Source organism: Kitasatospora sp. NPDC056651, from assembly GCF_042792155.1.
Taxonomy (GTDB): Bacteria; Actinomycetota; Actinomycetes; order Streptomycetales; family Streptomycetaceae; genus Kitasatospora.
Genome location: NZ_JBHTWX010000033.1, coordinates 62,635 through 76,311 on the forward strand (window position 1 = coordinate 62,635; position 13,677 = coordinate 76,311).

The 13,677-nt window shown below is 72.9% G+C and carries 8 protein-coding genes and 1 pseudogene; 6 read left to right on the plus strand and 3 right to left on the minus strand.

What is annotated here, in order from left to right; translation table 11 throughout:
• Positions 1–254 precede the first annotated feature (254 nt).
• Entirely contained in the window at positions 255–1,976 is a 1,722-nt protein-coding gene (locus ACFRAR_RS15795; RefSeq protein WP_380698628.1) for an AMP-binding protein, read from the plus strand.
• Positions 1,973–3,022, plus strand: a complete 1,050-nt coding sequence (locus ACFRAR_RS15800; protein WP_380698629.1) for a methyltransferase — start codon at positions 1,973–1,975, stop codon at positions 3,020–3,022. The genes ACFRAR_RS15795 and ACFRAR_RS15800 overlap by 4 nt, the downstream gene beginning before the upstream one ends.
• 1,242 nt (positions 3,023–4,264) lie before the next feature.
• Here ACFRAR_RS15800 and ACFRAR_RS15805 read toward each other — a convergent pair.
• Positions 4,265–4,651: a hypothetical protein gene (locus ACFRAR_RS15805; RefSeq protein ID WP_380698630.1), complete on the minus strand. Its 387-nt coding sequence runs from the start codon at positions 4,649–4,651 to the stop codon at positions 4,265–4,267.
• Between the two features lie 156 nt (positions 4,652–4,807).
• On the opposite strand from ACFRAR_RS15805, the gene ACFRAR_RS15810 reads away from it, so the two are divergent.
• Positions 4,808–5,599: a maleylpyruvate isomerase family mycothiol-dependent enzyme gene (locus tag ACFRAR_RS15810; RefSeq protein ID WP_380698631.1), complete on the plus strand. Its 792-nt coding sequence runs from the start codon at positions 4,808–4,810 to the stop codon at positions 5,597–5,599.
• A gap of 90 nt (positions 5,600–5,689) precedes the next feature.
• Positions 5,690–6,054: pseudogene (locus ACFRAR_RS15815) on the plus strand (Mpo1-like protein).
• Positions 6,055–6,778: 724 nt separating this feature from the next.
• On the opposite strand, the gene ACFRAR_RS15820 reads toward ACFRAR_RS15815, so the two are convergent.
• The gene (locus tag ACFRAR_RS15820) at positions 6,779–9,391 is read right to left on the minus strand and encodes a glycosyl hydrolase family 28-related protein (protein WP_380698632.1); all 2,613 of its coding nucleotides are present in this window, start codon (positions 9,389–9,391) and stop codon (positions 6,779–6,781) included.
• 181 nt (positions 9,392–9,572) lie between these two features.
• On the opposite strand from ACFRAR_RS15820, the gene ACFRAR_RS15825 reads away from it, so the two are divergent.
• Both ACFRAR_RS15825 and ACFRAR_RS15830 read left to right on the plus strand, forming a co-directional pair.
• Positions 9,573–9,902, plus strand: coding sequence for a hypothetical protein (locus ACFRAR_RS15825; RefSeq protein ID WP_380698633.1), 330 nt, complete (start codon positions 9,573–9,575; stop codon positions 9,900–9,902).
• A gap of 18 nt (positions 9,903–9,920) precedes the next feature.
• Entirely contained in the window at positions 9,921–10,493 is a 573-nt protein-coding gene (locus ACFRAR_RS15830; RefSeq protein ID WP_380698634.1) for a hypothetical protein, read from the plus strand.
• A 920-nt stretch (positions 10,494–11,413) separates the two neighbouring features.
• Here ACFRAR_RS15830 and ACFRAR_RS15835 read toward each other — a convergent pair.
• Positions 11,414–11,839 carry a hypothetical protein gene (locus tag ACFRAR_RS15835; RefSeq protein ID WP_380698635.1) on the minus strand — a complete coding sequence of 142 codons (426 nt, stop codon included), beginning with the start codon at positions 11,837–11,839 and terminating at the stop codon, positions 11,414–11,416.
• Positions 11,840–13,677 lie beyond the last annotated feature (1,838 nt).

Consider the following 13,677-nt stretch of genomic DNA (forward strand, 5'->3'; position numbering starts at 1 on the left):
GACGAACACGCAGTGGTAGGCCAGGCGTTCGGCGGTGCTGTGTTCGCCTTCGCCGGGGCGGGTGGTGCGGGCAGGGCGCGAACGCCTGGAAGCCGTGCCATGTGTCCACCGCGTACGGCGCGCCCCCGGCCCGCTGGACGGCCCACCCCTTCCGGTGAGCCGAAGAGCCCCGGCCGTACACCTGTGAGAGCGTGCTGTCATGGTCCGCCGGAGGCGCCCAGGGCGTCTTTGGCCACGTACAGGGAGCCAACGTCATGTCCGACCTGTTCGAGGCGATGCGGCCGCTGCCCGCGGCCGCCGCCCACCACCGGGCGCGGGGCTGGTGGCGCGACGGGACCTTCCTGGACGACCTGCGCGACGCCGTCGAGCAGGCGCCCGACCAGCGCGTCCTCATCAGCCACCGGGCGGACGACGACCGGACGACCACGCTCACCTTCACCGACCTCGCCGGCCGGGTGGAACGGTTCGCCGCCGCACTGCACGGCATCGGCGTACGGCCCGGCGAGGTGGTGGCCTTCCAGCTGCCCGACCGCTGGGAGCCGGCGGTGCTCACGCTCGCCTGCTGGCGGGTCGGCGCGGTGACCATGCCGGTCTCCCTGCGGTTCGGCCGACGCGAGGTGGGCCGGATGCTCGCCTCGACCGCAGCGGTCCTGCTCGTCACGACCGACCGTGACCCCGGCCCGGAGCACGTCGAGGCCCTCGCCCGACTCGCCGACGGCCTGCCGGCCCTGCGCCACCACGCGGTCCTCGGCGCGGTCGTCGGCGCCCCCTCCGCCACCGGCACGCTCGACTTCGACGCCTGCCTGCGCGCCGCCGCCCCGACCGCGCCGCAGGGCACCGCCCTCGGACCGGACGAGGCCGCGACGGTGCTGTTCACCTCCGGCACCACCGGCATCGCCACCGCCGTCGTGCACAGCCTGAACACCCTCTACGCGGGAGTCCGCCGGCCACTGCCGTTCCCGCCCCCGCTGCCGGGGCAGCCCTTCCCGGTACTCACCCCGCTCAGCCACGGCGTCGGCCTGCGCAACGGCATCCTGCGACCGCTCGTCCACCGCACCGGCGCCCTGTACTGCGACCGGTGGGACGCCGGCCGCTGGCTCGACCTGATCGCCGCCCACCGCGCCGGCGCCCCGTTCGCCCCGCCGGCCATGCTCGCCTCCCTCGCCGACGAACAAAGCCGCCGACCACGACACCTGCCCGCCTGGGAGGCGGTGGCCGCGATGGCCGCGAGCCCCTCGCCCGAACTGGTCGACCTCCTGCGCCGGACCCTGAGCGGGCACGTCGTCAACGCCCTCGGCTCGACGGAGACCGCCGGAATCACCGCCACCGACCCCACCGACCCGCCCGAACGGGCCGCCCGCAGCATCGGCCGCCCGATGCCCGGCATCGAACTGCGGCTGGAACCCCCCGCCGGACCGGACCAGGCCCCGGCGGTCGACGTGCGCGGCCCCTCCGTCTGCCTGGGCACCTTCGACCGCGACACCGGACGCCTCCGGTGGCGCCCGGCCGACACCGACGGCTGGTACGCCACCGGCGACCTGGTGCGCCCCGACGGCGAGGGCGGCCTGCGCTACGCGGGCCGGGCCTCCGACCGGATCTCCGGCACCACCCAGCTGATGATCCCCGTCCTGGACGTCGAGGCGGAGCTGCGCGAGCACCCGGCGATCGCCGACGTCGCCCTGATCGGCTACCCCGCCGAGCACGGCGACCTGCCCTGCGCCGTCGTCGTCCCGGCCGGCGACCGCGCCCCCGGCCTCGCCGAACTGCACGCCTGGCTGGCCGAACGCGGCATGACCGACTGGTACTGGCCCACCCGTGTCGAGACGGTGGCGCGCTTCCCCCGCAACGAGCTCGGCAAGGTCCGCAAGAACGCCCTCCGGGCCTGGCTCACCGGCGAACGGCCGCTGCCCGACACGCCCGCCGCCGATGGGGGCACAGCGGCCTGGAAGACCACCGGATCAGAGACGGCGCCGTGACCGCCACGACCGAACCTGCCGCGGACCCCGGGCCGGACGACCGGGTCCAGCGCGAGGCCCTGCACCTGCTGACCGGTGCCTGGCGCACCCAGGCGCTCCACGCCATGGCCGAACTACGGATCGCCGACCACCTCGCCCGCTCCACCGCCACCGCGCGGGAACTGGCGGAACGGACCGGAACCGATCCCGGTGCACTGACCCGGCTGCTGCGCTACCTCACGGGCCTGGGGATGCTGCGCCGCACCGAGGACGGACGGTTCGCCCTCACCGAGGGCGGCACACTGCTGACGGACGGCCACCCCGACTCGCTGCGCGGCCTCGCCCTGATGTACGGCGGACCGTGCTACCAAGCCTGGGGGAGTCTGCTGTACTCGCTGAGGACCGGACAGGACGCCTTCAGCGACGTCTTCGGCGCGCGGTTCTTCGCCTACCTGGCCGCCCATCCCGAACTGGCCGGCACCTTCCAACACTCCATGTCCGCAGGCGCCTTGTTCTTCCGCGCGGTCCCTCAGCGCTTCGACTTCGGCCGGGCCCGCGTGGTGGCGGACATCGGTGGCGGAAAGGGCTCCCTCCTCGCTGAGGTGCTCAGAGCCGTCGACTTCGTCCGGGGCGTGTTGTTCGAGGCGCCGCACGTCATCGAGGACGCCCGCCGCAACCTGGGCGAGCTGGGCCTCCTGGAGCGCTGCACGCTGGTGCCGGGCGACTTCTTCGCCGAGGTGCCGGTGACCGCGGACGTCTACCTGCTGTCCCGGGTCCTCCACGACTGGGACGACGACGCCTGCGTGAGCGTGCTCCAGGCCGTCGCAAGGACCATGCCCGCATACGGGCGCCTGCTGATCCTCGAACGGCTGATGCCCGAGGACGGGGAGGACCGCCTCGCGCTTGCCTGGAACCTGCACATGCTGGTCACGCTCCCCGGGGCCCGTGAGCGCACCCTGCCGGAGTTCCGGGACCTGCTCGCCCGAGCCGGGCTTGCGCTTGAAACGAGCCGTGAACTGCCACTGGACGTGACGCTCCTGACGGCTAAGCACGCCCCGGACGCCTGACACCGCAACTGCCCGTCCCGGCCGCCGGTTTCGCTGCCGGGCTACCGGGCCGCCGTCCGGCCCGCGCCGTCGTGCTCCCGGCTTGCCGCCTGCTGTCCGGCTTGCCGGGCGCGCCGGGCCGTCGCCGGGCTTGCCGGGGTGCCTCGTCCCGGCGTTGTCGTTCCGGCGGTTGTCGGGCTCCGGCGTCGGCTGCCGTCTCGGCGTCGGGGCCGTCCTGCCCCCGCTGCCGGCTTCGCCGTCGGGTGCCCGGTCGTCGTCCGGCTCGCCCCGGTGACGTCCCGTTCCCCCGCCCGCGCCGGTGCCATCGTTGTGGCCGCGGTCCTCCGTGCTGCGCGCGGCCGCCGCCGTGGGTCGTCACCATTGGTCCCCGGTCGTCGCCACCGCTCGCTGCGCCGTGCCACCGGCCGTCCCGTGCGGCCGACGTCGCCGTCGCCCCGGACGTCGGGCCGTGCCGTTGTTCATCCTTGACCTACGTCCCGGCCTGCCGCCTGCCGCCTGCCGCCTGCCGCCTGCCGCCTGCCGTTCGGTCTGTCGGGTCTGTCGGCCTGCCGCCTGCCGCCTGCCGCCTGCCGCTTGCCGCTTGCCGCTTGCCGCTTGCCGCCTGCCGCCTGCCGCCTGCCGTCCGGCCTGTCGGCCTGCCGGCTTCGGTGTTGCCGCTGCCGCCGCGCCGTTGCCTCGATGTCGCGGTTCGGCTTGGCCTGTTCCCCGGGCTGGGCCGGGCAGCAATCGCTCGGGATAGGGCCGGCGTACACGGCGGAGGCCTGTCCGTGATGTTCCGTCACTGTCCCGCCGTGACGGAACCCGCGGGGCCGGTGCACGACTCCCGCCGTGCCCCGTGGGCGGGACGACGGGCGGGTCCAGGGCCGGCCCCTTCGGGGCTGCGCCGCGCGAGGCCGACGGTGCGGCCCGGGCTGCGCCGGGCGGTTCGTCACATGGACCTTGGTCACGAAACCAAAGGTGTGACCTGTTGCTGTTGGCTGGTGTGGCGTGTGGGTGATCGGCTGAGCGGGGTTGTTTGCGGGTTGGGGGTTGATGGGTTGGTTGAGAAGGATCCGGGCTGTGGTGGGGTCGGGTTCCGGAGGTGTTGCCGGCTGGGTGTCAGTGGGTTTGACCTGCATGTTTTGGTGTTCGGTTGAGAACTTACGGGTCGCGTGGGAAGCAGTGGGGATTCCCGCGCTCTGGATGAGAGCCCTGTATGCGCCCGTCGGTCCGGGGGTGGCTGGCGGCTGGCTGGTGTGCGGGTTAAGCGGGTGTGGTGGCGGGTCCAGGTGGTGAGGAGGTCACCGGCCAGGGGTGTGAGGCGGGGTAGGTCGAGCGCGCGGGCGGTGTGGTCGAGGAAGGTGTGGACGGTCCACCGTAGGCGTGAAAGGCCGCCCCGGGTGAGGCGGTGGCGGTGCAGGTGGCGTCCACCTCGCCGAGGTGGGTGACGGCGGGGGCGTCGGCGGCCTGGATGCTCCGGTCGACGAGGGCGAAGAACGCCTCCTCGTCCTTGGCCCGCACGCCGTGCCCGGCCAGGCAGCCGTCGAGCTGCCGGTAGGCCGCGTCGACCTCCTGGTGGTGTCGGAGGGAGGCCGCCGCGGTGAACCACTGGACCTGCAGCGGGCCGTACAGGTCCTTCAGCTCCCGCATGGCCTTCGCACCGTCCTCGAAGCACTGCTGCTGCTCGGGCCCGGGGGTGGAGCGGCCCGCGGCCGCGCCGCCGGCGGCGGTTCGGACGGCGGCGTCGGCAGGCGGCGGCCGGGAAATTCGCTTTCGGCCGCCGGAGGGCGGTGGTAGACAGCCGTAGTGCAGAAGAATCTTGAACTCCCTGACCTGCTGCGACTGATCGACGAGCGGGCGACGGCCTTCCGGGCCGCGATCGCCGCCGCGCCCAGCCTGGACGTGCAGGTGCCGACCTGTCCCGAGTGGACGCTGTTCGACCTGGCGCGGCATCTGGGCTCGGGCCGCCCGTTCTGGGCCGCCGTCGTCGAGGCCGGTCCGGCCGACGCTCCGCCGGCCGAGGCCGTGGCGGCGCGCGCCGGGGCGCAGGCGCCCCGGGAGCGCGAGGCGTTGGCGGCCTGGCTGGCCGCGTCGACGCAGGAGCTGCTGGACACCCTGCGGGAGGTCGGCCCGGACGCCGAGTGCTGGACGTGGTGGGGCGCCTCGCAGTCGCCGCGGACCAGTGGTGCCGTCGCCCGGCACCAGCTTCAGGAGATCGCCATGCACACCTATGACGCCCAGCTCACCGTGGGCGCCGCGCAGCCGCTGCCGGCGGAGGTGGCGCTGGACGGCGTCGAGGACTTCCTGTTCACCTGCTGCGCGTGGTCGGGCGTCTGGCCGCACGAGCCGGCCGTCGTCGACTACCACACCACCGAGGGCCGCTCCTGGCGCTTCACGGTCGAGGCGGACGGCGCCCGCGCCGTCCGCCTCCCGGCTGCCGGCGAGGGCGAAGCCCAGGCCCCGGCCGACGCCTCCGCCCGGGGCACGGCCGGTGAGCTGGTCCTGTGGTTCTACGGACGCACACCGCTGGACTCGGTGAAGATCGACGGCGACCGGGTCATCTTCGAGCGGCTCTTCGCCTGGGACCCGAACGCGTAAGGCGTGGTCGACGACGCGGCGCCCGGTCGCGTCGTCGGCTCGTCCGACCATGCCCCGGGCGGAGCGTCGGCGTGGCGTTACCGTCCTGGCATGGTTGAGAGCAGGCGTTTCGCGTCCTTCGAGGAGTTCTGGCCCTCCTACGTGGCGATGCGCTCCAAGGCCGCCACCAGGTGGGTGCACCAGGTGGCGGCCTCACCGGGCTCGCGGTGGGCGCCCATGGCCTGGCGCGCGGCCTGAAGCGCCGGCTGGTGGCCCTTCCGCTGATCGGGTACGGCACGGCCTGGCCGGCGCACCTCCTCGTCGAGGGGAACAACCCGGCCACCTTCGGGCACCCGGGCCGGTCCCTGCGCGGGGACGCGCGGATGATCGGCATGGTGCTCTCCGGCCGCGATGCCGAACCGGGCGCGATCGCCCGCGCGTGGCTCGCGGAGCACGGCGGATCGGCCGACGACTGACGGCCCGTGCGGCTCCCGGATCGCCGTGCGTAAGACACCCAGGGCTGGGCGGGCCTACCCGGCCACCCCGAGGGCCTCCAGCTGCCCGAGCCGTTCGGCCGAGAGCTTGTCCCGGAGGGCCTTCTGGATTATTAAGCCAGGTGCCCAGCGAGGCCCCGTCTTCCTTGTGGGTGCGCGGGGACCCGGGCATGCCCCTCGCGCTCGACGAAGGCCGCCAACGCCGCTCCCACGCCCGCTCCCACGCCCGCTCCCACGCCCGCTCCCGCTCCCACGCCCACGCCCGCCCCGTCCCGTCCTGGCCCGCCTGCTCCCACACCCGGGCACACGCCCCGGCAGCTGCGCCGCGCCGAGGGCTGCGGGTGGGGTCGGTGCCATCGCAGACTGGGCGACCGAGGTGGAGTTCACGCTGCCCGGCGGCCGACGCAAGGTCTGGCTGGGCGCGGTGTGGCAGGCCCTGGAGATCGGGGTGCCGGTGTTGATGGTGGAGGTCGACCGCTCGACCATGGCACCGGAGCGGGTGGCCGCGAGGTTCCCCCGGTACCGCGAGCCGTTCCGCGTGAAGGTCCGCGACAACGACCCGGCCCTCGCTGACCGGGAGCCGGCCGAGCGGACGGTGCACTGGTGGTGTCGGTCCTATCCCGGGCACACCCGCGCCGGGTACCCGCCGGCCACCCCGAGGACCTGCCCGCCCGGGCGGCACCGTGAGCGGTGCGCCGACGGCTCCTCACGAAGTTACCGAGACGGGCAGGACGTTGCTCGCCCCGTGCCCGCTCACCACCAGGACGTTGTACGCACCGGCGCCGGGCAGCGCCGGCATGGTGAAGGTGAGCGAGGCGAACGACTTCGCGGTGATCGTTGCGACGATGTTGGTGAGGGAGCCGATGTAGACCACGGTCGCCTCGTCGAGGTTCTTTCCCGCGACCGTGATCGAACCGCCGCCCGCCGCGTGGGCGGTGTCCGGGGTGAGGGAGAACAGGACGGGGGCGGAGCTGGTGACGGCGCCCCGCTGGGTCCAGTGCCCGCTCATCGAGTTGGCCAGGGAGTAGTAGAGGGTGAGGATCCGCCCCCGGGGGATGGAGACGCTGCCGCCCGGCTCGCAGTCGAGGACGAGGCCGGTCGGCAGGACGGCGCCGTCCGGCCCGGGCCTGCCGTCGTGGAAGGTCAGCGGGTGCTCGCTGATGTTGCAGACCGCGATCTCCTGCCCGTCGGCGCCCGCGGAGAAGGTGGGCGCGGCGGTGATGTCCGCCGCCGAGTCGATCTTGCCGCGGTCCGCCAGGAAGTTGAGGTTCCGTCCCTCCACCTCGACCTGCGTGGTCCAGGGGCTGCGGTCGATGGTCACTGCCGCGCCCCCGCTGGGCATCGTGAGGGTGCCCATGTTCGTGAAGTTGCTGCCCCGCACGGCGGCGATGCCGCTCGTGGTCCTCGAGCCGACCGGCTGCAGGCCGATGGCGCCGTCCGCGGGCACGTAGTCGGCCGCGATGCCGATGATCCCGTAGTTGCGGTCGGAGACCTCGTTCAGGACGAGACGGAAACCGGGCGGGTGCCCGAGCCACATCGGCTGGTCGATCGTGATCCCCCGGGCCTGGCCGATGAAGATGCACCCGCCGCGGAAGACGGTGCCTTCGAAGTAGGCGTGCGAGATCGTCGTGTTGAGCCCCAGGCCGTTCGACGGCGACAGCGTGCCGATCACGATGCCGGCGAAGCCGCACCCGTAGAACTCCTGGTTCTCCAGCAGCGGACCGTACTTGGCGCGGCTCACGACGCCGCTGCCGGCGCACGAGGTGAAGTGCCCGGTGTCCATGCGCGTGCGGTTGCAGTCCAGTTGGATCGCGAGGTCCGCGCCCGCCCCGTCGAGCGCGTCGCTCCAGCCGTCGCCGACCCCGATGGCGAACGGCTGCCCCGACAGGTCCCGGGCCGGCGGGTGGAGTCCCTGGACGGTGATCTGGTCCGGACCGTCGATGCCGACGATCTCCAGTCTTTCCAGGGTGTCGTCGTCCGTGGCGCCGATGACGATGAAGTCCCCCGGCCGGGCCGGGATCTTGGTGAAGTCCGTGCCCGCCCCGAACACCGTCGGCACACCGGCCCGGCAGGACACCGTTCCGCTGACCGGCGTGACGAGCCGCAGGTTGCCGTACCGCAGGGCGAACGAGGGCGAGCAGTACATCGTCCCGCACTGGAAGGCCCAGACCTCCCGCGCGTAGATGTTGTCGTTGTTCGCGACCGACGTGTTGTCGTGCGTGGCCAGCTCCTCGTCGGTCAGTCCTCCCACCACCCGGTAGCCGTCCTTGACCGTCTCACCGACCCACACGTCGTCGAGGTGCAGTCGCCCCGCCCCGTGGAGATGGAGCCCGTGATCGGCGACGCCGTTCCCGTTGAGGCTGATGCCGCTCAGCGTGACCCAGCCCGCGGCGATCGACAGGATCGACCGCATGCCGGCCCCGACCGCCGTGATCTGGCTGCCCCCGCCCGAAGGGCCCGTCGTTCCCCTGCCCCGGATCGAGAGCCCGGTGTCCGAGGCCCCGGCGAGGTAGCTCTCGATGGCGATCTCGGCGCTCGTCCGGTAGGTCCCGCCGGGAAGGTGGACACAGCCGGAGACCGTCCTGGCCGCGCGGATCGTGGCGATCAGCGGTTCGGTGTCGTCGGCCGTGCCGTCACCGGCCGCGCCGAACCACTGGACGTTGAGCTCCCCGGCGTCGCGCCGCCGCACCCAGCGCCCCGACACGTGGGTGGAGCGGGCGCAGGGGAACGACAGGCCGCCGTCGCCCACCGATCCGCCGCTCGTGTACGAGCCGCTCGGAGCCGCGGGAAGGCTGAAGACGTCCGGCGCCGCAACCCCGACGGGCAGGTACCGGTCGTCCAGCGCGAACCCGCCCGTCCCGTCCACCCCCGCCACCACCGCACGCCCGCCCGGCGCGAGCCCGTGCGGCCCGGACGTGGTCACGGTGACGCTCGTCGCCTTCCCGCCTCCCGCGTGCGCGGCGTTCCCCCGGGACCCGAGCAGCGCGAAGGACTGCGGACTGTGCGGGTCGACCGCGATCATCCACCGACCGTTGGCGTCGGTGTTCCCGAGGACCCCTTCGACGAGGACGACCTGGCCGGTGACGAACCGGTGCCCGGGCGCCGTGACGACGATCGGCCCGGGAACGGCCGGGTCGAAGCCGACCCCCGTGATCCCGGCCGAGGCGACCGTGACCCCCGTGATGTGCGTGGCGTCGAAGAAGAAGGTCCCGCCGCCGTCCTGGCCCGAGGTGTAGCCCGCCACTTCAACGGCGTCCCCGGCCTGCGGCGACCGGATCGCCTGCAGCGCAGCAATGGTGGAAACACTGGAAACAGTCACGACAGACACCACCCGGGCCCGGCGACCGAGCGTCATCGGCAGCACGGCGCCGCCTGGTTCGGAATGAAGGCCTTGCCCGCTCTTTCGAGCATACGCGGGTACAGCCCCACCACGCGCCCTGCCCGCCTGACGCCTGCACCTCGGGCGGGCCGGGGTTCAAGGACATGCGCCGGAGATCGGGGTGCCGGTGCTGACGGTCGAGGTCGACCGCTCGACCATGACCCCGGCCGGCGTCGCCGCGAAGTTCACCGCCTACCGCGAGCTGTTCCGCACCAAGGTCCGCGCCAACGACCCGGCCCGTTCCCGCGAGGAGTCGGCCGACCGGACGGTGCACGGGTGGCGCCGTACCTGGCCCGGCCACACCCGTGCCGGGTACCCGCCGGTCGCCCTCGTCGTCACCGACGCCGGACCCCTCGCGCTGGCAGGCCGGCAGCAGGCCGTCGCGGACCTGTCCGCCGACTGCTGGCGCGGCCGGTGGCGCAGAGAGGTCCGCGACAACGACGACGGGTGACGCGAGTACGACGACGCCGTGCCCATCGTCGCGACCACCCTGGAGCTGCTGGCCGAGCACGGGCCGCTCGGGCCCATCTGGTGGCGCTTCGGCCGCTCGGGCCGGCACTCCCTCATCGAGGCGCTGGAGAACCCGAACAACCGGGCCGCCTACGACCTGCGCCAGGCCGCCCGCGAGGACGAGGAGCACAAGGCCCACCAAGAGCTGACGGACTCTCTGGTCTGCATCGACTGCGGCGACGTTCCCGAGGAGGAGAGCACCTGGGAGTACGGCCCCCCAGGGACAGGCCGAGTGGACCCGCCGCCCCCCCCAGCCGCTGCCGGCCCTGCCACCAGGACCGCGAGGAGCGCCTCGAACGGGAGGCCGAAGAACAGCTGGAGGCCGCCCGCACAGCCAACGCGCAGCTGCGCCCGTGCTGGACGTGCCGGGGCTCGATCGGGGGGAAGGAGGGCTCGAAGCTGGAGCTGCGGGAGAAGGCCCGGCCGGACCGGCTGGAGCGCGGCCGCGCTGGTCTCCACCCCGGACGATCCGTGGTGGGAGGACCGGGCGCTGCACGCCAAGCTCTACCCGGCGAGGGGCCGCAGGGTGTGACCTGTTGGTCGGCGTGGCGGTGTTTTGGCCTCTCTCGCTGGGTTGTCTGGACCTTTGGTTGTGCCGGTTGGGGTGGTGTCGGGGCGGGTGTTCGGGATGGGGTTTGGTGACTGTGTGTGGTGATGGGTGGAGTCGGGGGGTCGAGTCGGCCTGCTTGGGGGGTCGGCCTGGTGTTGTGGGCTTTTTTCGGGGGTGAATTTCGCCGGGGTATTCCGCCCGGTTGTTTTGGCGGATTGGTTGCCGGTGGTGGTTTGAATTCGGTTCTTAATTGTGGTCGGCGAGGTGGTGGCGGGATGGGTGTTCGGTTTGGTGGGGCGGGGCTGGGTGCCGCGTGGTGCGGGTCGTCGGGGTGGTGGTGCGGGCCGGGTGCTGCCGTCCCGGGCCCGCTGTGCTCGCTCCGGCCGGGCTGCGCCCCCCGCTTGCCTGCTCGCCGGTCCGCGGCCCTCGGCTCCGGCCGGTGCTGTGCCGCCGTCCAGGGCCGTCCTGGGCCCCTCTGCATCGCCGTCGCCGTCCCGCTGTCCGGGTCGCGCCGCCGTCCGGGCCGTACCGGTCCGCTGCGCCCCTCGCTGGGCGGCCGGGTGGCCGTCAGGCCGCCCTGGAGGCTGTTCTGGTGGTCGTCCTGGTGGCGGGTGGGGGCTGTCGCGCTTGCTGTCGCGTTGCCTGTCGCGTGGGGTGCTGTCACGTGCTGTGACCTGGGCGGATACCCCTGATCTCCTGTGTGTGGTCTGGGCGCGACAGGTGGGTGCGACAGGGTGCCGGGGCGGGGCCGCGGCTGCTGCTCGGTGGCGGCCGCCGGGAAGGCCGGCCTTCCCGGCGGCCCTGGTCCTGGTGGTGGTTGTCCTGCGCCGGCGAACCTGGACCGCATGCCACTGAAGGCGGACCGACGGCCGTATGTGACAGTGAAGATGGACCGCCGCAGGTCAGTCGTCCTGGCGTAGGAGCAAAAGTCGCCGTCGAGCCTCGTCGCGAACCCCGGAATCCGCATCCGCCGCCAGCACACGAAGCTGCCGGATAAGTTCCGCCGCGCCGTCACCGGTCATCCAGCGCGGGTCACCGTTCAACTCCGCGCCGAGCTCGTCAGCAGTCCACTGGCCGGTCGCGTCGGCTCGGGCTGCGAGCACGGCGCGCAGACCGGCCAGGTCCCCACGTGCCAACAGGGCCTCGGCTGTCCCCGAGGTCACTGCGGTGTCCTGAACGTCAAGCAAGAGGCAGTGAAGGACATCGGCGACAACCCCAATCCGAGGTACCGCCGCCAGCCGGCGACCCGCGGCGGCCCTGGCACTCCATGAGGGAGAGTCCGCAGCTACGAGCAAATCAATCAGCTCTTGATCTTGGAAGTCGTTCATGGCACCAGCGCGCCAGGAGACGTCTCAGCTGCGGCGGTCCATCTTCGCTGTCACGAACGGCCGTCGGTCCACCTTCAGTGGCACGCGGTCCAAGTTCGCCGGCACAGGACAGTGGTGCTCGGCGACGGGGTGGCCGGTGGTGGGGGTGCAACGCGGGGGTTCGCTGGGGTGCAACACGGGGTCGTGTTGTGGGTCTGACCAGGTGTTATGTGGCTGGGAGTGGGGGCGGGTGGGCGTGTTGCACTTCGTGTTGCGCCGGGCTGGGCCAGTCCGCCGGCCTCGGCGGCCCGCCACCTGCCCGCGTTGCCCGGTGCTGGGCTCCGTTGTCAGGCCGCTGGGGCCTGGTATGGTGCGCGCCGGCGGGTCGGTGTCCGGGGAGGACCGGGTGCTGTGGCCTGCTGGGAAGTCAACCATCAAGGGGGAGTTTTGATGATCCGTCGCTATGTCACTATCGCCGCGGCCACGGTGCTGGCCACCATCGCGGTGTCCACCGCGGCGTTCGCGGGCACCCTTCCCAACACCCCGTGATCTGAGCGTCTGCGGGCCGGTTCCTTCTCAAGGGCCGGCCCGTAGTGCTGTGTGCGTGCTGGGCAGGGCCGGCGTTCTGGTCGGCCGCCAGGCCGTCCCGGCTCCCCGAAGGCCGTTCCGCTGCCTGCTGGTGTCCTGCTGCGCCGGGTCGCCGTCCGGGGGTGTCCCGCTGTGCCTGGCCCGCCTCGGCGGTGCGCCGTCACCCGTGCTGCCGCGCCCTGGCCGCCGTCCTGGTCGGCCGCCAGGCCGTCCCGCTGCGCCCGACGTGGCCGTCCTGCCCGCCGTGCCCGCGTCCGTCCTGGTGGTGTCCCGCCCGCCGCCGGGGCTGCCCGCTGCTGCGCCTTGGTGGCCGTCCTGGTCCGGTGTCGCTGCTCCGAGAATTGCCCGGTTGACGCTGGGCGGGATTTCCTGGGCGGTCCGGAAGGGCGGCCGTCGTGTCGGATGCGAGGGCCGTAGGCCCCTTTCCGAGGTGCCTGAATGCGATTCCTCGCCGCTGCGCCCAGAAAGGTGTTCTGATTTCCGCACGAAAGGGAGCAGAAAGTAATTCGCATTTCCGCAGGAAGCGCGGCCGGATAGAGCCGGGATGGACGGTTGCCGAGAGGTTGCCCGTTCACGTCCCGCGCCCATCCGGGAACCGGCAGGATAGGGCTGCACGGAAGTCGGGGAAACGCCGCCGGATTAGTTTCGGATTCCGGCCGGGAGTCTGCGGCTGAGGGCCCGTCAGCCACCGCCGTCCGGGGCGCCAGTGAGGGCCCGCCATCCGAGGCCGGGGAGGCCGAGCCGGGGCCGATGCCCGGAGGTTGTTCCTGAGGGCCGCAGGCCCCGCCTCAGGGGTGCCAGATGGGCCGCCAGCCCAGCAACCAGGCGGCTGAATGGCCACCGGCCGGGACCGGGGGAGGGCCCCCGGGGGTGGGGTTGTGACTGATACCGGAAGTCCGCGACACATCGTCAACGCCGAGGGCCGCAGGCCCCGACCGGCACCCCGCCCCACCGGAGGGACGGGCCACTACCCGAATTCCGCGTCACATCGTCAACGCCCACCCCCCGGGCGCAGCCCGGGAAACCCCACCAGCCAACCGGCCCGTAGGGCCGTGAAAACACCAGCCCAACAAGACCAGAAAGCCGACCAATTGACGGGCCGAAGGCCCGGAGAAAAGCCACCCGAAAGGCGGAGCGCAGCGACGCCCAACACCAACCCCAACCCACCCGCACCAAACCAAGTATTCGCCACCGGCGAATACCCCCAACCACCCACCACCCGCCGAGGCGCAGCCGAGGCCACACCACACACGGTGACGCCGTAGGCGGCA

Coding starts and splice junctions, on each gene's coding strand:
- ACFRAR_RS15795 (WP_380698628.1), top strand. CDS start 255: ATGTCCGACCTGTTCGAGGCGATGCGGCCGCTGCCCGCGGCCGCCGCC.
- ACFRAR_RS15805 (WP_380698630.1), bottom strand. CDS start 4,651: ATGCGGGAGCTGAAGGACCTGTACGGCCCGCTGCAGGTCCAGTGGTTC.
- ACFRAR_RS15835 (WP_380698635.1), bottom strand. CDS start 11,839: ATGAACGACTTCCAAGATCAAGAGCTGATTGATTTGCTCGTAGCTGCG.